Annotated in this window: 15 protein-coding genes and 1 tRNA gene; 7 read left to right on the top strand and 9 right to left on the bottom strand. The window is 38.6% G+C overall.

The genetic code is table 11. The features are described from left to right. Positions 1-64 precede the first annotated feature (64 nt). The 3 genes from dppA to M992_RS03875 all read right to left on the bottom strand — a co-directional run bounded on the left by dppA (position 65) and on the right by M992_RS03875 (position 4412). Entirely contained in the window at positions 65-1675 is a 1611-nt protein-coding gene (gene dppA / locus M992_RS03885; protein WP_053907393.1) for a dipeptide ABC transporter periplasmic-binding protein DppA, read from the bottom strand. 561 nt (positions 1676-2236) lie between these two features. Continuing rightward, positions 2237-3901, bottom strand: a complete 1665-nt coding sequence (locus tag M992_RS03880) for a ShlB/FhaC/HecB family hemolysin secretion/activation protein (RefSeq protein WP_053907392.1) — start codon at positions 3899-3901, stop codon at positions 2237-2239. A 434-nt stretch (positions 3902-4335) separates the two neighbouring features. Further along, positions 4336-4412, bottom strand: a tRNA-Pro gene (locus tag M992_RS03875). Here M992_RS03875 and M992_RS15040 point away from each other — a divergent pair. Further along, positions 4385-4534: a hypothetical protein gene (locus tag M992_RS15040; protein WP_156317255.1), complete on the top strand. Its 150-nt coding sequence runs from the start codon at positions 4385-4387 to the stop codon at positions 4532-4534. The genes M992_RS03875 and M992_RS15040 overlap by 28 nt on opposite strands. Positions 4535-4788: 254 nt before the next feature. Here M992_RS15040 and glyS read toward each other — a convergent pair whose 3' ends face one another. Together glyS and glyQ are read right to left on the bottom strand one after the other, a co-directional pair. Further along, positions 4789-6858, bottom strand: coding sequence for a glycine--tRNA ligase subunit beta (gene glyS / locus M992_RS03870; protein ID WP_053907391.1), 2070 nt, complete (start codon positions 6856-6858; stop codon positions 4789-4791). A gap of 9 nt (positions 6859-6867) precedes the next feature. Beyond that, a complete protein-coding gene (gene glyQ, locus M992_RS03865; RefSeq protein ID WP_047254665.1) occupies positions 6868-7776 on the bottom strand; it encodes a glycine--tRNA ligase subunit alpha in 909 nt (302 codons plus the stop codon). A gap of 189 nt (positions 7777-7965) precedes the next feature. Here glyQ and M992_RS03860 point away from each other — a divergent pair, with 189 nt between their 5' ends. Both M992_RS03860 and M992_RS03855 read left to right on the top strand, forming a co-directional pair. Continuing rightward, positions 7966-8532 carry a DNA-3-methyladenine glycosylase I gene (locus tag M992_RS03860; protein WP_053907390.1) on the top strand — a complete coding sequence of 189 codons (567 nt, stop codon included), beginning with the start codon at positions 7966-7968 and terminating at the stop codon, positions 8530-8532. A gap of 272 nt (positions 8533-8804) precedes the next feature. Then, on the top strand, positions 8805-10058 hold the full coding sequence (locus M992_RS03855; RefSeq protein WP_053907389.1) for a valine--pyruvate transaminase: 1254 nt from the start codon (positions 8805-8807) through the stop codon (positions 10056-10058). A 313-nt stretch (positions 10059-10371) separates the two neighbouring features. On the opposite strand, the gene M992_RS03850 is transcribed toward M992_RS03855, so the two are convergent. Continuing rightward, positions 10372-12030 carry a putative transporter gene (locus tag M992_RS03850; RefSeq protein ID WP_053907388.1) on the bottom strand — a complete coding sequence of 553 codons (1659 nt, stop codon included), beginning with the start codon at positions 12028-12030 and terminating at the stop codon, positions 10372-10374. A 429-nt stretch (positions 12031-12459) separates the two neighbouring features. On the opposite strand from M992_RS03850, the gene M992_RS03845 reads away from it, so the two are divergent. Continuing rightward, positions 12460-12777, top strand: coding sequence for a YceK/YidQ family lipoprotein (locus tag M992_RS03845; protein ID WP_047254661.1), 318 nt, complete (start codon positions 12460-12462; stop codon positions 12775-12777). 97 nt (positions 12778-12874) lie between these two features. On the opposite strand, the gene M992_RS03840 is transcribed toward M992_RS03845, so the two are convergent. Both M992_RS03840 and M992_RS03835 read right to left on the bottom strand, forming a co-directional pair. Further along, positions 12875-13120, bottom strand: coding sequence for a DUF5339 domain-containing protein (locus tag M992_RS03840; RefSeq protein ID WP_134473606.1), 246 nt, complete (start codon positions 13118-13120; stop codon positions 12875-12877). A 190-nt stretch (positions 13121-13310) separates the two neighbouring features. After that, entirely contained in the window at positions 13311-14633 is a 1323-nt protein-coding gene (locus M992_RS03835; protein WP_053907386.1) for a YidR family protein, read from the bottom strand. A gap of 156 nt (positions 14634-14789) precedes the next feature. On the opposite strand from M992_RS03835, the gene M992_RS03830 reads away from it, so the two are divergent. Further along, positions 14790-15404, top strand: a complete 615-nt coding sequence (locus M992_RS03830; RefSeq protein WP_047254658.1) for a trimeric intracellular cation channel family protein — start codon at positions 14790-14792, stop codon at positions 15402-15404. Positions 15405-15475: 71 nt separating this feature from the next. Here M992_RS03830 and ligB read toward each other — a convergent pair whose 3' ends face one another. Beyond that, a complete protein-coding gene (ligB, locus tag M992_RS03825; protein WP_162200737.1) occupies positions 15476-17287 on the bottom strand; it encodes an NAD-dependent DNA ligase LigB in 1812 nt (603 codons plus the stop codon). 431 nt (positions 17288-17718) lie between these two features. Here ligB and gmk point away from each other — a divergent pair, with 431 nt between their 5' ends. Together gmk and rpoZ are read left to right on the top strand one after the other, a co-directional pair. Beyond that, entirely contained in the window at positions 17719-18342 is a 624-nt protein-coding gene (gene gmk, locus M992_RS03820; RefSeq protein WP_053907385.1) for a guanylate kinase, read from the top strand. Between the two features lie 56 nt (positions 18343-18398). Beyond that, positions 18399-18674, top strand: a complete 276-nt coding sequence (gene rpoZ, locus M992_RS03815) for a DNA-directed RNA polymerase subunit omega (RefSeq protein ID WP_047254656.1) — start codon at positions 18399-18401, stop codon at positions 18672-18674. Positions 18675-18683 lie beyond the last annotated feature (9 nt).

The raw sequence follows: 18683 nt of genomic DNA, 5'->3' as shown, positions 1-18683 counted from the left end.
TGAAGTCCATGAAGCCACCCTCCGCAAGACTTAACAGAGAATGGCGATAACAGAATAAAAAAGGTTATTCTTCAATATCTACTTGGTCGAAGTGATGTTTGCCTAATGGATCAACAACATAGCCTTTCACTTCTTTTCGGATCGGTTCAAACACGGTTGAATGTGCAATAATCAATGCTGGTGCTTGCTCATGCATAACAGCCTGTGCTTGTTGATATAAGCTAACTCGCTCATCATGATTTGCGGTGATACGTGCAGGCTGAATTTTATCTTCAAAACCTTTGTAGCACCATTTTGAGTAGTTGGAGCCCTGAGCCTTAGCAGCGCAGCTAAATAAGGTAGCAAAGAAGTTATCCGGGTCGCCATTATCCCCTGTCCATCCCATCATCACGGTCTGATGTTCGCCATCTTTCGCGCGTTTCAAGTACTCACCCCATTCGTAAGTCACGACTTTTGATTTAACACCAACTTTAGCCCAGTCGGCTTGGATCATTTCTGCCATACGTCGAGCATTTGGATTATACGGACGCTGAACAGGCATCGCCCATAAATCAATAGTAAAACCGTCCGCGAATCCAGCTTCTTTTAATAGCTGTTTAGCTTTTTCTGGATCGTATTGATAATCCACAAGCGTATCGTTATAGCCCCACATCGTAGGTGGGATCAGGTTTTTGGCTTTTTGCCCTGCGCCTTGATATACCGCATCAATAATCGCATCTTTATTAACCGCCATCGTCAGTGCCTGACGCACTTTTTGATTATCTAGCGGTTTCTTTTCGACGTTAAATGAGAGGTAACCGACGTTTAAGCCCGGTTGTTCAAGCAGAACAATATTCTTGTCTTCTTTCATACGCGCTAAATCAGCCGGATTAGGATACGGCATAATCTGGCATTCATTTTTTTGTAATTTGGCGTAACGTACCGAGGCATCTGGAGTAATAGAGAATACCAGTCGATCAATTTTTGGCACCGTTCCCCAGTAATCTTTATTAGCTTTAAACAGAATACGAGAATCTTTTTGATATTGCTGTAACAGGAAAGGCCCAGTCCCGATAGGACTCAAGTCAACCTGCTCGGGTTTACCCGCCGCCAACATTTTATCGGCATATTCCGCTGACAGAATAGAGGCGAAATCCATTGCCATATCCGCCAAGAATGGGGCTTCAGGACGAGAAAGTGTGAAACGGACGGTATTATTATCAACCTTTTCAATTTTCTCGATCATATTATCCATATCCATGCCACTAAAATACTCATAGCTTCCACCAGATACTTGGTGATATGGATGATTAGGATCTTTCTGGCGCATAAATGAATACACGACATCATCGGCATTAAACTCACGCGTAGGCTTAAATGCTTTATTTGCATGCCATTTCACACCTTTGCGTAAATGAAAAGTATAAACTTTGCCATCTGCGCTGACATCCCAGCTTTCCGCCAGACCCGGTTCGATTTCAGTAGTACCCTGTTTGAATTCAACTAACCGATTATACAGCGGCACTGAACTCGCATCGTAGGTCGTGCCCGAAGTAAATAATTGAGGATTAAAACCTTCGGGAGAACCTTCAGAACAATATACCAATGTTTTGGCCTGCACAGAGGCAGATACCGCTAACGCTGCCAATGTTAAACCAACGGTTAATGCCCCTGTCTTTTTTATAGAGCGTTTCATCGACTTGCTCCTGTATATGTTTGCAATTTTGATTGTTATGTCGTTAAATTTTTCCGGTCATATCACCAGGAAATTCGGATTTATTAAATTTATTTACTGTTATCCTTTGGACAATAAAACAACTGTAACTACTAACGTCAACACCTATTCCATTTTACTTGTGTGGTTTTAAAAAACATAAGTGAAACATTTTTATTACAAATTCAGTGTAAAATATAGCCTGCTAATTAATAACATAGTCAATAAAACTGCAAAATTAGTCATATTTAAAAAGTTATCACTACCTGATTTATTTTTATATTTGTGATTAAGCGGTCAGTTATTGAACGAATATTGAGGAGGATTGGGAATATTGCCGAATATTATTCTGGTCGGGTGGAAGTAAAATTCTTTTAAAGCTGTTTATGAGCCTAACTTCTCATTAAATGAAACAATATAAATCACTATAAAAAATTGAACAGATAATAGGTGATCATGCCACGATATTATCCATTCAAAATATATTCCAGTCTAAACAATTTTAGTTAATCGGTACTAAGCTGATATATTCCACCCGATAAATTAATAACTGATACCTATAATAAAACCCGTTATTAGGGGATCAGCTCGTGTCTGCGCCGGTTTCCATAGAGGTGCACCAATAAAAGCTTGATAATTAATCGCCTTAAATTGTCCTTTTACACCAATTTCAGTACCTAATAAGCGATTATCACGCCAAAAATATCCTCTATCCTCTGAAATCGCCCCATAATCAATCCCCCAATATAATTGTCCTTTAGGAAAAGGCGCTAGCCAGCTCAATTGTTGCTTGATTTCTAATGCCTGTGAACCTGAGCGAGTGGTTGCGTAAGTAAAACCTTTTAATCCGTTTCTGCCCGCTAGCGACGTCTTATCGAGCTTTCCGTCTAATAAAGAATGAGCTAATTGAATTTCAACCGCGGAATGATATAAAAATGGCTGAGAGAATAAGAAGAAATATTGAGAGATATCTGCACTAAATTGGTAAATTTGAGCTTTCTTTAATTCTAAATCATGAATTAACTTAGCACCAAACCAGTCTGTAGCTTGTTTATAGCGTACAGAAAAATCAGCCTGCCCTCGAGGTAAAAACCACTGATGATTTAAACCAACAACTGCATAACTGGCCAGTCGCTTTTCTGTATTATCCAAGCGGATCCCAGCTAAAAAAGTATTTAACGTATGTAATTGAGTCCCAATCACCAAAGATGTTTTAGTATTAAAATCACGATGTAGTAAATAACTACTTTCGATACTAATATATTTACTTCGCTGCGCATAACGCACTGAGCGGCCATCAGAAAACGTCAAACCAGCATCATTATAGGTATCCTGATAAGATCCCATAGCTGTAAAAAGCCCATATTTATAAGGTATCGAATAAGAAAAATAAGCATTTTTTAGCCCTTTGGAGTGATCATTATCCGCATCTCGACCTAAAGATAAATATAGAGAATCATTTAATAATAGAGGGTTACTTAATAGTAGAATATTATTTATTAAATAATCTGCTTTGCCGGGTAATTTTCTACCATCAAAGGTAATTCGTCCATATAGGCCACGTTGCTTATGCCTTTGAATAACAATAATACTACTTTGAGCTTCATCTGGATCTTGATTAACATGAATAGTCGGCTCAGTTAATGGTGCATTCTGTAAATTATCTAATCCCTGCTCCAAAGCCCGCAAATTTAATGGACTCTTTTTATCATAAACAAAAGCATTATCTAATGAATAATGTTCTTGTTGTGTATCGTAATAAATAATTTTGGAAATAATACCAGGTACTAATTGGATGGTTAAAATTCCAAATAATAAATTTTGTTGTGGGATCAATACCTGAGATGTCACATAGCCTATAGTAGATAATTGTTGTTCAATATAAGAGAGATAAATATCAATTCCTTCATTACCCAAACATTTACCTATTAGTATATCTGACCATTGCTGTAATTTTTTTTCAGTCAGTAAAGGAAATTGCTTTTTACCGCTAAAATGAATCTGATGAATAGTTAAACATGATGATTCATACGGTAACTGAATAGGAGAATGATTCTGTTGGCCTAACTCAAATAGTTGGGCTCGAGGTTGATCGATAATATGCTCAGAATCCTTTATTTGCTCATATAATACTTCATTATTTAACAATTCCTCAGCATCGGCATATGTTATAAATAATAAAATAAATATTACTGTTTTTAGCTTCATTTATCTTCCTTAATAATTATTTGAATTATTCCTTAATTCAAATATTGCGATTAATTCACATAATAATTTAATACCAGCATCTATTTAAATAAACCTTGTTTATTATATCCTACCCTAAAATTTTTCGTCCTATGAAAAATAATTAATGTATCTACAATAAAAGAATCATACAAGAAATTAATATCAATTAAATAATATTAATAACATAAGTTATACATATTAGTTGAGACGTATTAGCTTAGAGCTATTAGTTTGTTAAAAATATATGTTAGATAAATATAAAATAGAGAAAAAATAGATAAAACTAAAGATAATGAAACCAAAATTAAAAATAGATAATTAGAAATAGAGAATTAGAAATAGAAAATCAAAAAATTCAGAATTAAAAACATAGAAACAAAAAACCCCACCTGAAACAGGTGGGGTTAGGAATTTGGTCGGCGAGAGAGGATTCGAACCTCCGACCCACTGGTCCCAAACCAGTTGCGCTACCAAGCTGCGCTACTCGCCGAAATCGGTGTGCATAATACTGCGGATATTCTCTATCGTCAACTGCTTTTTAGCGCTAACTGTTTGATTGCTGATAAAACCATCAACTTAGTATGGAATAAGCCAAGTCAGCGAGATATCTAGTATTTAGGCCCAAAAATTACGCGCGAAAGTGCTTATATTTTTATTTATTAGTTTCATAGCTATATTCATAACTATATTGATAAACGTATTGATAGCTATATTTATAGCCATTTTATCGTGACAAAAAAATAGCTAGCTATTCGGTTAATTTTAATCATATTAATTACATAATACGATAATCAACCCAATAACTAGCCACAGTCATATCAGCACAATCCTCTAGAGTCGCGTAATGCTACTCTATACTGTTCAATTTACTGCAAAACAGATATATCAGCTACTTTTAAGAATAACTCACGTAATTGGTTTAAAAGTGTCAGGCGATTAATACGTACCGCATGATCTTCATCCATAACCATTACATTATCAAAGAAGCCGTCAACCACTTCGCGTAATGAGGCGAGTTCGACTAGCGCTTCTTTATATTGCCCAGCCGCGAACATTGGTGCTAATTTCTCTTGCAGAACAACCAAATGAGTCGCTAATTTAACTTCTTCTGGCGCTTTGAGAACCGCAGCTTGTACACTGCCATCCAGTTTTTCTGCTGATTTACTCAGAATATTAGAGACACGTTTATTCGCTGCTGCCAAAGCTGTTGCTTCTTCCAGTGTGCGGAAATAAGTTACTGCTTTCACTCGAGCATCAAAGTCAGCTGGCTGCGTTGGACGACGCGCTAAAACAGCTTGAATAGTATCAATGCTATAACCCAGTTCTTGATACCATGCACGGAAACGTCCCAGCATAAACTCCACAACATCCTGAACTACATTCTGGTTAGTCAGTTTATCACCGTACAAACGCGCGGCTTCTTGTGTCATTTCTACTAAATCGAGCTGATAGCCTTTTTCCACAATAATGCGTAACACACCTAATGCAGCGCGGCGTAAAGCAAATGGGTCTTTATCACCTTTAGGGAATTGGCCAATACCAAAGATCCCAGCGAGAGTATCCATTTTTTCAGCTAATGCTAACGCAGCAGAAACATCAGTTGATGGCAGAGAATCGCCCGAGAAACGCGGCTGATATTGCTCTTTAAGTGCCAACGCGACATCTTCAGCTTCACCATCGTGACGAGCATAATGCATGCCCATAACACCTTGGGTATCGGTAAATTCGAATACCATATTGGTCATTAAGTCACATTTAGCCAGTAAACCTGCGCGTGTTGCATGGTTAACATCAGCACCAATTTTTCCTGCAATCCAACCGGATAAGACTTCTAAACGCTCAGTTTTATCACGTAATGTGCCTAGTTGTTTCTGGAATAGTACGGTTTCTAAACGAGGTAAATTATCTTCAAGGCGTTGTTTACGGTCAGTGTTAAAGAAGAATTCGGCATCAGCTAAACGCGGTCTTACCACCTTCTCATTACCCGAAATAATTTGCTGCGGATCAGAAGATTCAATGTTAGTCACAAAGATAAAATTCGGCAGTAATTTGCCCTCTTTATCATAGACTGGGAAATATTTCTGATCACCTTTCATGGTATAAACTAATGCTTCTGAAGGCACTTCAAGGAATTTTTCTTCAAATTTTGCCGTCAAAACAACAGGCCATTCGACTAAAGAAGTGACTTCTTCAAGTAAGCTTTCAGTTAAATCAGCCACGCCGCCTAATTCTTGAGCCGCTTTTTCAGCTCCTGCTTTAATGGTGGCTTTACGTTGCTCATAATCAGCAACGACTTTACCACGCTCCAGTAAAATATCTGGATATTGATCAGCATTTTCAAGCGCAAATTCAGCTTCACCCATGAAACGATGCCCACGGATCACACGATCACTCTTAATACCCAGTACTTGACCCTCAACGATATCGCTGCCTAACAACAACGTAACCGTATGAACTGGACGCACAAAATGGGTTTCTTTATCGCCCCAACGCATTAGCTTAGGAATAGGTAATTTAGCTAATGAACGGCTAACCATATCAATTAATAACTGCGTTACTGGCTGGCCTTTTACTTGCGCGCGATATAATAACCATTCACCTTTATCAGTGGTCAAACGCTCAGCTTGATCTACAGTAATCCCGCAGCCTCGCGCCCAACCTTCCGCAGCTTTGGTCGGGTTACCCTCGGCATCAAATGCTTGAGAAATTGCAGGACCGCGTTTTTCAACCACTAAATCAGGTTGAGATGGCGCCATATCGGCAACTTTAATCGCTAAGCGACGCGGCGCAGCAAACCACGTTACTTTGCCATGATCAACGTTAGCGTTATCCAATTCAGCCGTTAAGTTCGCCGCAAATGATTCAGCAAGAGAACGAAGAGCCTTCGGCGGTAACTCTTCGGTGCCGATTTCCACCAGGAAAGTCTGTTGAGTCATAACAGCCTCTTAGTTCTTGTGACACATAGGGAATCCTAACGCTTCACGGGATGCATAATAAGCTTCAGCAACCGCTTTAGTTAGGGTACGGATACGCAAAATATAGCGTTGGCGCTCAGTTACTGAGATAGCTTTACGCGCATCTAGCAAGTTAAACGTATGAGCAGCTTTTAAAATACGTTCATAAGCGGGTAATGGCAGTGGGGATTCCAGAGACAGTAAATACTGCGCTTCTTTCTCGTACTCTTCAAAACAAGTGAACAAGAAATCAACATTTGCATATTCAAAGTTATAGGTAGACTGCTCAACTTCGTTTTGATGATAAATATCACCATAAGTGGTTTTGCCTAATGGGCCATCGCACCACACTAAGTCATACACGCTGTCTACGCCTTGAATATACATTGCCAGACGTTCTAAGCCATAAGTTATCTCGCCGGTAACTGGTTTACACTCTAAACCACCCACTTGTTGGAAATAGGTAAATTGAGTGACTTCCATGCCGTTAAGCCAGACTTCCCAACCGAGCCCCCAAGCACCCAATGTTGGATTTTCCCAGTTATCTTCGACGAAGCGAATATCATGAACGGTTGGATCAAGACCAAGTTCTTTTAATGAACCGAGATACAGCTCTTGAATATTGTCAGGCGAAGGCTTAATGATCACCTGAAATTGATAGTAATGCTGGAGACGGTTAGGGTTTTCACCATAACGACCATCCGTCGGACGACGTGATGGCTGAACGTAAGCCGCAGCTATAGGCTCTGGTCCCAATGCTCTCAAGCATGTCATTGGATGAGATGTTCCTGCGCCGACTTCCATATCCAATGGTTGAACAATGGTACAGCCTTGGCGCGCCCAGTAATCCTGAAGTGTCAGGATCAGACCCTGGAAGGTTTTGGTATCAAACTTTTGCATGTTAAGTCCGCACGCGATACATGAATTTATTAAAGTAGATAAGTATACCCTTTGAACGCCAGATATACAGCATCGAATCCCAGTCTATTTGTAATGATAATAAAAAAATTCACTAATTTGCTTCTAAACTGTTTTTATATACAGTATAAGTAAGTACAAAATTTCAACATACAGACTCAGGATCTTAAAATGAAAATAGATAATACGCCTCATCGCTGTGATTGGGTAAATGATGACCCTCTTTATCTGAGCTATCACGATCATGAATGGGGAAAAGCAATTTATGATAACCAGAAATTGTTTGAACTGATCTGCCTTGAAGGGCAGCAAGCAGGGCTTTCCTGGTATACTGTACTGAAAAAACGTGAAAACTATCGTGAACTATTTTTCCAATTTGATCCTGAAAAAATTGCCGCTATGAATTCTCAGCATATTGAGAATTTAATACAAGATCCGCGGATAATTCGCCATCGTGGAAAAATAGCCGCGATTATATCTAATGCACAAGCCTATCTGCGTATGCGTGAACAAGGCGAAGATTTTAGTACTTTCATTTGGCAATTTGTTAACCATCAACCTATCGATAACCATTGGACTGAACTCAGCGCGGTTCCTGCCTCGACGCCTCAGTCGGATGCTTTAGCTAACGCATTAAAAAAACACGGCTTTAAATTTATTGGTACCACCACCTGCTACGCATTTATGCAAGCCACAGGTATGGTAAACGACCATTTAATTAACTGTCCGGCAAAATAAATACATGTTAAATATCAACTGCTCAGCAATCTAATAAATCAATATAAAGCGGTATCCAGTAAAAATTAGTATTTATTATTAGCCGCCGCATCCACATCTAGAGATAAAAACCAATATAACAACAAAAGGCAAACTATAACCCCATAAATAAGGTGATTATCAGATAATAAATTTGACCAATACAAGGTTTACCTGTTGAACTCTGAATTTTTGCGGAGTATGTTGGGATAATTAATATTTAATAATTTATTTACTATATGTGAATCAACAAGATGATATTTTCTAAATTTGGTAACAAATTCGCTAAACATTCAGGGATCTCATTATTAATGAAAGACTTGAATGAAGGCCTTCGAACTCCAGGGGCCATTATGCTTGGCGGCGGAAACCCGGCACATATTCCTGAAATGGATAACTATTTTCAATCATTACTGACTGAAATGAACCAAAATGGACTGCTTACAGACACGCTGTGCAATTATGATGGGCCTCAAGGGAAAGATACCATGCTGCAAGCGCTGGCCGAAACCCTGAAGGCACAGCTGGGTTGGGATATCAGCGCTAAAAATATTGCCTTATCAAATGGCAGCCAAAGTGCCTTTTTCTATCTATTTAATTTATTGGCTGGACATTTTGATGACGGAATTAAACGCAAAGTACTATTTCCTCTGGCACCAGAATATGTCGGCTATGCCGATGCTGGCTTAGATGATGATCTGTTTGTAGCCAATAAACCTCAAATTGAATTGTTACCCGACGGTCAATTCAAATATCATGTTGATTTTAATACTCTACAAGTAACTGATGATATTGGTGTTATTTGTGTCTCTCGGCCAACCAATCCAACAGGTAATGTAATTACCGATGAGGAAGTCCATCATCTGGATAAATTGGCGAAACAACATAATATTCCATTATTAATTGATAATGCTTATGGCATCCCATTCCCTGGAATTATCTTTACTGAAGCAACCCCTTTCTGGAATGAAAATGTCATTCTGTGCATGAGCTTATCTAAACTCGGATTACCAGGTACCCGTTGCGGTATCATTATCGCCAATGAAGAAATTATAGAAGCAGTCAGCAATATGAATGGCATTATCAGCCTTGCCCCTGGTGGTGTCGGCCCTGCATTAGCCCTCGAAATGCTGCGACGTAATGATTTAATGTCATTATCCAAAGATGTTATTGGTCCATTCTATAAACAACGTGTAGAACAAGTGATCGATATTATTCGTCGCTATTTACCAGAAGATAAATGTTTGATCCACAAACCTGAAGGTGCCATTTTCTTATGGTTATGGTTTAAAGACTTACCAATTAGCAGCGCGGAGCTATATCGCCGACTCAAACAACGTGGTGTGCTGATGGTTCCAGGTCATTTCTTCTTTCCGGGGATTGAACAAGATTGGCCGCATGCTCACCAATGTATGCGTATGAATTATGCACCGGAGCCTGAAATTATTGAAAAAGGCATCGTAATTCTGGCTGAAGAAATTGAATTAGCCTTTAAAAAGGCTAATTGAATCAAAATAATAATCGATACAATTTAAATCATCATAACATAAAAAAATACCCCTTAAGCATTAAGCTCAAGGGGTAAAAATTAACGAGGATAGAGTTAATAATATGACTGCACGATAGAACAATAGGGTCGATGATATTTATCACCAACGTTTTTCACCAGAGTATTAAAACAAAAATATTCCATATCAATCTGCCGAATAGCCTCTTATTCATCTCTGTTTACCACCCATCAATAATAATCATTATCAGATGCATAAAATCAAAAAATTTCCCAACTAAAATTGGCCGAGAGATCTTTATTTAGCGAATTATCTATATCGCCCAGAACAAAATAGCCAGTAATTGTGGCGAGATGATGCGTAAAAACATAGCCAAAGGGTATACCGTTGCATAAGATAACGCCGGAGCACCGCTGGTTGGATGAATATTATTAGCAAATGCTAATGCCGGTGGATCAGTCATTGAGCCAGCAAGCACCCCACATAAGCTCAAGTAATTCATTTTACCGAAAATACGTGCGATTAAGCCGACAATAAACAGCGGAAGAAACGTAATTAAAATTCCATATCCAATCCATGTAAGCCCATCTCCTTTAAATAAAGTATCGATAAACTCACCACCTGAATTTAAGCCCACTACCGCTAAGAACATCACTATTCCTAATTCTCTTAAAGCTAAATTAGCACTAGGCGGCATGAACCAATAGAGTTTCCCGATAGTCCCGATACGGCCTAAAATTAATGCAACCACCAGCGGCCCACCAGCTAGCCCTAATTTTAGCGCCGCAGGAAATCCAGGAATAAATAATGGGATAGAACCTAGTACCACCCCTAAACCGATACCAATAAAGACGGGTAACATCTGTACTTGGTGGAGTTTTTGTTTAGCATTACCAAGTAACGCAGTTACCGCCTCTATCGATTCTGGGCGCCCTACGATATTTAAAATATCACCAAACTGTAAAATTGAATTGTTATTAGCCACGAGTTCAATCCCAGCGCGGTTCAAGCGAGTTACTACCACATCATATTTCTGTTTAAGATTCAATTCCCGTAAACGCTTACTTAATACAGAATCATTGGTCACCACCACTCTAACCGATTGGAGCACCGTTCCTGAGGTTGATAACGACACTTCGACTTCTTCACCGAGAACTAAACGTACTTTATTAAGATCGTCTTTCTGACCCACAACATGCAGTAAATCACCGAGCTGAATAAGTGTCGTTGGCTGAGGAACGACTAACATGTCATCCCGTTTTAACCGTGAACAGACAATTTCCTCGCTACTTAATAACGGTATATCTTGCATCATTAAACCATCAAGATTTGAGTTTCTGATGGCAATATTCATGGTCTGTAATGTTTCTCGTTGCTGAAAATTCTGCTTATCAAAATTATTAGCTTCATTATCAACTTTAATTTTCAACAGTAGACGGATCAGCCACATAACAAGCAAAATACCACAAATACCCATCGGATAAGCCATGGCATAGCCCATTCCCATTTGCCCGATTAAAACAGGATCAGACCCTAGGTCAGTCAAAATCTGCTGGCCAGCACCTAAAGATGGTGTATTAGTGACTGCGCCTGAAAAGATACCTAATAATATAGGCAGAGGAATGTCGGCTAACTTATATATTATGGCGGTAACAACCGCACCCAATAAAATAATTAAAAGAGCAAAACCATTTAATTTTAAGCCAGAAACTCGAAGTGAAGAGAAAAAACCGGGACCTACTTGAATACCGATAGTATAGACAAACAGTATCAAACCAAATTCTTGGATAAAATGCAGCATGTGACTATTAAGCTGTAGGCCATACATTTGAGCAAAATGTCCGACGATAATCCCGCCGAATAAAACGCCACCAATACCTAAGCCAACATTACGGACTTTCCAATTACCTATCCATAAACCTAATGCAGCAGCTAACGCCAACATACTAACAGTAAGAGCTAACTCACTCATAGACCGCGTTCCTTTTTTGACGAACCTAGCTAACAAAAATAAATAACCTAAATCTACTAACTGAATCGATTGTGCCAAATAAAAACAAAGTAATATGTGTAATACACCACAGTTCAGAGCATCTTGAGTTTAAATATAAAATAGAGCTCACTCTCCATAACAAATAGCTAAAACCTTCGATTAAATCAGTTAAATTTGTTAACAAAATAAACAGACAACTTAATAGAATATAATCTATGATCAGTTGATAGGACTATCTTGTGACTTGCTCTCTCTATAAGCAAAACGTTATCTATAGTAAAATAGATCTATTGAAGAATAGAATTAGACTAAAGTCGCAATGATTTATATTGATCTTGAATGTAATTAGTTAGAAATATTAAAATTTCATCTTTTTAAGCAACTGATACAGGTTTAAACAAGAATAAAATGAATTTATCACTAATCAACAAAATTATTTTATGTGTCAGCCCATTAATACTTAGCGGCTGTTCAAGTATTATGAGCCATGCAGGTCCACCACAAGGCTATTATTCTGGCGCTAAAAATAATATTGAAATGATAAAAGATGAAAATACAGGCTGGGTAATGAAACCATTATTAGCAATTGACCTACCATTTTCAGCGCTAATGGATACCTTATTGCTTCCTTATGATTATATGAGATCAGATAATGATCCACAAAAAGACTCCCCTAAAAAACGAATCGAGTCTCTTGAAAAACAACAAAATGATATAAATAAATAAACCTGTAAAATCAAGTTATTATAATCATAAACTAATTATTTTTGGCAATTATTTAGTTGTATAGTGTCGTAGTATAGCTTTACGATTAGAATATAGGTTACTTTTCTGTTGGCAGTAACCTCTTCAGCTCTTTTAAATTCACCAGTCCTTCCTTACACGCTTGTTCTTGCTGGCCAGGCTGCATCGCTAATATTTGTTTTTTATTCTCGATAAAATTAGACCGTATCTCAATCATGTCATGCTGAATATTAGGGTCATTCTCTATTGTGGTAAAAAAAACATCGACCTGAGAAAAATATTGATTACATGATTGCGGTAAAGTCTCTGAATAAGCAGACGACATTGTAAGCATCATAAAAAAAATTGATGTCAGAAAGTGATTTCTCATTATTGATTACTCATGATCAAGCAAATATAGATAGGTTATTACTCAAATTAAGAGAAATAATCCGCATTATCCCTCTTAATTAATAAGGATGTGCTGATATTATTTATTAATATAATTTTAATCTACAAAAAATTTATTCGATACATCACAAAAATAAATGAGCCGATAAATTGGTATCCACCGTAAAAATCTGCCGATATCCATCGAGATCGCGCATAAACGCAATTTGACTATTATCTGGAGAGAATACTACCGCCTCAGCACAAGGTGCAGGTATCGAACTAGTTGTAATTTTTGTTATTTTACCAGTACTAACTTGGCACAGCGCTACACTATTTTGATAAATAAACGTAATATACTCGCCTGTATTATCCCAACTAAACGCAGATTGAACTCCTGAATCGCCATGAGTCACCTGCCGTAATTCCCCGTCACAAGTTGAGACTAGCCATAACTGCACCACATTATGATCATCTTGACGTAAACACGCAATTTGGCTGCCATCGGGGGATGTTCGCAACCAGTGGCGGGGCTGTAATGCTAATCCTGGATTATTTAGATGATGAGTAAATGTAAGTCGCCGTTGTTTTACACCATAAGGAGGAGAAGGAAGCTGTTGCTCAGTTCCTTGTAATGGATATTCACCCTGTTGCTTCATCTTTTGAGGATCGTCCGGTAAATCAACAATAAAAATTTCCGGAACAATTTTTCCTGCTTGATTATCTGGTGACAAAGCAAGCGTATCACCAATAAACACGATTGCACGTTGTTGCCATCCACCATCTTTACGTCGATAACCTTTTTTCCCCACCCAACCTTCTTCATACGCACGAGTAATATCATCGCTACCCGCGCAAGGACGAACGGTTGTTGTCGTAATTTGACAGCAAAAATATTCCCCATCATATTCTCTAGGATGGCTGCGATTATCAATAATCACAGGACCTACGGGAACGGCGACAGCAACATTTCGTTGATCCCAAGCTTCATTAAGCTCATGCATAATATGATCATTGTAAGTAAAGCTTAGCCATTGACCATCAGGGCTAAAAATATGAACATGCGTTCCCCCTCTTAATGCGCCAGCCACAAACGGAGGCGTTAAACTCAGCGCATCAATATTATGGCAACAGTCCCATTCATCTTGCTTTACATACACACCGCGGCGATGATGAAAATCATACTGCCAAGATTTATCTGGATTTTCAGGACCGTGAATAAAAGCATAACGGGGGGGATTATTTGGACTTACCGTCACCACCCCTACATGCGCATCTGAATTTGCTTGATATATTTGCGTAACTTCACGAGTGTTCACATGAATTTTTTCTATCGTTTTACTAGTGAATGACCCTCCATCAGGACGAAGATCATAAACCAACCATTGGCTATCTGGTGTCCAGACGTTAATATTGCTAAGCTGATGGTTACATAAGTCAAAAGTAATCTGGCGCTCTTTATATATCATTTTATATTTGGCCTATAGTTATCTGTCATCTGATATCACCATCAGTTCAGATTAAAAAAACTAATTTAACTTGAGTGTCACTAGAAAATTTCAGTCGAGAATTTTCTATAACCTCTTTACCCTTTAGCATCCAATTAGTGGCTAACTGAAATTATTATGTTACTCAGTGTTCTCTATATTATAGGTATTACGGCTGAAGCTATGACTGGTGCTTTAGCCGCAGGACGGCGAAAAATGGATGTCTTTGGCGTCATTATTATTGCTTCTGCAACGGCTATCGGCGGAGGTTCGGTCCGCGATGTTCTGCTGGGTCATTATCCTCTCGGATGGGTTAAGCATCCTGAATATATAGTTACCGTTGCCTGTGCCGCAGTCATTACGATGTGGATAGCTCCCATGATGAAGCATTTACGCCGGCTATTTCTCATCCTTGATGCTATTGGACTGATGGTTTTCTCTATTCTCGGTGCCCAAATAGCCCTAGATATGAACTATAGCCCTATTATCGCAGCTATTGCCGCTGTGATCACTGGCGTTTTTGGTGGTGTATTACGCGATATGTTGTGTAATACCATACCGCTAGTCTTCCAAAAAGAAGTCTATGCTGGCGTCTCTTTTGCCGCTGCTTGGCTTTACATTGGCTTACTGCATACACCACTGCCGCAAGATGTGGTCGTGATCATTACGTTAATTGCTGGATTAACTGCTCGATTACTCGCTATTCGCTATCGATTAGGTTTACCTGTTTTTAACTATGAAAATCCTGATTAATATTTATCTCGTTCTTAATCAAAGATCATTATTTGATTAAGGGCGATTTATATTTATCTAACACTTCTTAATTAGAATCCTTCAATATTACTGTTCTGTAACTGCTCTGCAATTTGGATTATCTCCGGGATTGCTAAAAATTTATTCAACTGAGTTTTTTGCTTAACTGATAATCTGGAAATCAAAGCATCATGACTTAATTGATGCCATGACGTTATTTGCTGTAATTTTGTGTTAGGCAGTGGTACCGATAAACCTTTTAACCAAAAATAGAATGCTTTTTGCTTTGCCTGTTCAAACTGAGTGCTAATAATCTCCGCTTTTGCTAAACCGATTGATGTAACCTGATTAATATCTTGCCGATGCAATAAAAGCCAATCCGTTAGTGTACGTAATTTACCCGCATCTATAAGGCTTTCCCAAACCCTTATATTTATTCCTTTCATGCCTAAATGTTTACCTAACCAGATTAAACGAGCCATAAATTGCTGATGGCAATCAACTGAATAGGTAAAGCAAGTCGATGTATCATAATGCTGTAATGGTAAAAAATCTGGTAATATCCGTTTTTGTAAGCGCCACACAACCTGCTCTAATTTAGGAATTCCGTGCCCGGCTAAACTTATTTGAACCTTATCGCCCACTAACACATCTTGATTTAACCAATGACGATACGTTCCTAGATTAACTCGCTGAACTTTTTTGCCATCAATAATTACTGGATAAACATGAGCAATAATCGTTGAACGCCCAGTTCTACCAATACTCAAGCGTAACGATTTAATCTCTGTCAATTGCAAGCGCAATGGATATTTCCAGCCAACAGACCAGCTATTATTACCCACCTGCCACGCCTGACTCACTGGAATAGGATACTGTTTTAAGACCACCCCATCGGTCGCGAATGGCATAGGTTGCTGATAATAATGGCTCCGTAAGTTTTCAGCATGAATATAATTATCGAGACTATGTGTATGCTGAGTGCTTAACGTAAATCCTAATTCGGCTAATTTCTTTAACTGGGTAGGCATATCTTCCGGTCCATCAGGCCAGCCCCAAATAAATAGTCCAATATTTTCTTCGGTAGCCGTTGGATTTCCTTTACGCATCATCCAACCGGCCATTTTACTGCGCATATTTAATCCCCCAGTATCCTGTTGGATATGCTGTTCTAAGCGCCAAAATAACTCACCTTGCAGTACCAGAAAGGCAGAAACCGATGGAATTCTTTTAGGGATAGCCGGGATAAAATCGGCTTTATATCGCCAATTTTCACCTTTCACTCCATCTCCACGGCTGATTAATCCCGTTAACTCACCATATTCATACACCAAAGTCACAGCAACACCGTCAATCTTAGGCTGTAGCCATACCTGCTCTCGTGATGCTAACCATCCTTTTATTTGTTCTGTTGATAGCTTTTTTAAACCACTGTGGATAACTGGATGTGATACTTTATGCCTAAAATCATTCTTGGTCACAGTTTGGGGTCTATCTTCTAAGTTTCCCATGATGTTGTTAGTGGCATGAGATAAATAATCTCCCGTTAGATGTAGCGGTTTATGGATACAGTTTTGCCATTGTCCTAAGATTAACGCTAACTGATCATAAACTTCATCATCAACTACTCCATGTCCTTGTTGATAATAAGCATGATCCCATTCAGATAATTGCTGGTTTAAATGGATAATTTCAGTATTGAATTTTTCGACTGACCAGTTTGGACAATTTTGATCTTCTTTTGATGATTCAGCGAGAGAGGCCGTGTGAAATAATAGACATAATATTAAAGACAAACCGCTCAATACGATGAGAAATACACTCTGTAGATGAAGTCCCTTAATCATCAACCAACTTAATAAAAATCCGATGTTTATTCTCATAATGCGTCCCTGCATGATTTTCTTTCATTATGAAAATAAACAGAATTTAATCGAGGATCATCATTCTTATTTGCCAAACGCTTCGCAGAATTAATTAAAACGCTGCAAAACATTTATTTTCTCTCCAATCACGTCGCAAACTTTGCTCCAGACAGAATATAAAAATATTTGTTTATGATTTTGTGATAACGCTGCATGTTCGGCCAACTATGTGTATACTATGTAGGGATTTATCACCCGTTATACTTCAGGTTGCGGATCTAATTAATATAATCTATTTGGCTTAACTCAGTTATCTGGACGCTTAGTTATTGAAAAAACTAAGCTGTCATATGATAGGGAGATAATCTGTTATCGTTTTCCTGCAACTCGAATTATTTAGGGAATATCACCCTATTTATGTTTAACCCTCGTTCAATCAAGAAGCCATCATGATGCAAGGAACTTTATATATTGTTTCTGCGCCGAGCGGTGCAGGAAAATCGAGTCTCATTCAGGCTCTACTTAAAACACAACCTTTGTATGACACTCAGGTTGCGGTGTCTCATACAACTCGCTCAATGCGTCCTGGCGAGGCTCATGGTGAACATTATTATTTCGTGGATCAGGCGCAGTTCCTGAACATGATTGAAAATGACGAATTTCTAGAACATGCCTGTGTATTCGGTAATTATTACGGTACTTCTCGTAAAGTTATCGACGACGTTTTACGCAGTGGTGTTGATATCTTTTTAGATATCGATTGGCAAGGTGCCCAGCAGATCCGTGATCGCATGCCTTCAGCTCGCAGTATTTTTATTTTACCTCCGTCAAAAGATGAGCTATACCGTCGCTTACGGGGCCGAGGTCAAGATAGCGATGATGTGATTAAAAAGCGTATGGCTCAGGCAGTTGCAGAAATTGAACATTTTAATGAATATGATTACGTTATTGTGAATGATGATTTCAATACCGCACTAGCCGATCTACAATCTATTATTCGTTCTGAGCGTCTGCGCCTTGAGCGTCAAGTTCAACGACATGATGCTTTAATCAGCAAATTATTGGCAGACTGAATTAAGATTCAGTATCATGCCCAGTCATTTTTATATCTTTTTGGAGTAGCACATTTATGGCACGCGTAACTGTTCAAGACGCAGTAGAGAAAATTGGTAATCGTTTTGACCTAGTATTGGTCTCTGCTCGTAGAGCACGTCAATTACAATCTGGGGGCAAAGATGCACTGGTTCCAGAAGAAAATGATAAAGTCACTGTCATTGCGCTACGTGAAGTGGAAGAAGGTTTAATTAACGCTCACATTCTTGATGTTCGTGAACGTCAAGAGCAACAGGAGCAGGAAGCTGCTGAAATGCAGGCTGTATCTGCAATCGCGGAAGGTCGTCGTTAATAATTAAGG

Origin of the sequence: Moellerella wisconsensis ATCC 35017, from assembly GCF_001294465.1 — a bacterium.
Lineage (GTDB): Bacteria > Pseudomonadota > Gammaproteobacteria > Enterobacterales > Enterobacteriaceae > Moellerella > Moellerella wisconsensis.
This window is presented reverse-complemented; position numbering and strand designations above follow the sequence as displayed.

What these genes read in the sequence shown, in the direction of transcription:
- dppA (WP_053907393.1), bottom strand. Translation starts at nt 1,675, where the DNA reads ATGAAACGCTCTATAAAAAAGACAGGGGCATTAACCGTTGGTTTAACA.
- M992_RS03880 (WP_053907392.1), bottom strand. Translation starts at nt 3,901, where the DNA reads ATGAAGCTAAAAACAGTAATATTTATTTTATTATTTATAACATATGCC.
- glyS (WP_053907391.1), bottom strand. Translation starts at nt 6,858, where the DNA reads ATGACTCAACAGACTTTCCTGGTGGAAATCGGCACCGAAGAGTTACCG.
- glyQ (WP_047254665.1), bottom strand. Translation starts at nt 7,776, where the DNA reads ATGCAAAAGTTTGATACCAAAACCTTCCAGGGTCTGATCCTGACACTT.
- M992_RS03860 (WP_053907390.1), top strand. Translation starts at nt 7,966, where the DNA reads ATGAAAATAGATAATACGCCTCATCGCTGTGATTGGGTAAATGATGAC.
- M992_RS03855 (WP_053907389.1), top strand. Translation starts at nt 8,805, where the DNA reads ATGATATTTTCTAAATTTGGTAACAAATTCGCTAAACATTCAGGGATC.
- M992_RS03850 (WP_053907388.1), bottom strand. Translation starts at nt 12,030, where the DNA reads ATGAGTGAGTTAGCTCTTACTGTTAGTATGTTGGCGTTAGCTGCTGCA.
- M992_RS03845 (WP_047254661.1), top strand. Translation starts at nt 12,460, where the DNA reads ATGAATTTATCACTAATCAACAAAATTATTTTATGTGTCAGCCCATTA.
- M992_RS03840 (WP_134473606.1), bottom strand. Translation starts at nt 13,120, where the DNA reads ATGTCGTCTGCTTATTCAGAGACTTTACCGCAATCATGTAATCAATAT.
- M992_RS03835 (WP_053907386.1), bottom strand. Translation starts at nt 14,633, where the DNA reads ATGATATATAAAGAGCGCCAGATTACTTTTGACTTATGTAACCATCAG.
- M992_RS03830 (WP_047254658.1), top strand. Translation starts at nt 14,790, where the DNA reads ATGTTACTCAGTGTTCTCTATATTATAGGTATTACGGCTGAAGCTATG.
- ligB (WP_162200737.1), bottom strand. Translation starts at nt 17,287, where the DNA reads ATGAGAATAAACATCGGATTTTTATTAAGTTGGTTGATGATTAAGGGA.
- gmk (WP_053907385.1), top strand. Translation starts at nt 17,719, where the DNA reads ATGATGCAAGGAACTTTATATATTGTTTCTGCGCCGAGCGGTGCAGGA.
- rpoZ (WP_047254656.1), top strand. Translation starts at nt 18,399, where the DNA reads ATGGCACGCGTAACTGTTCAAGACGCAGTAGAGAAAATTGGTAATCGT.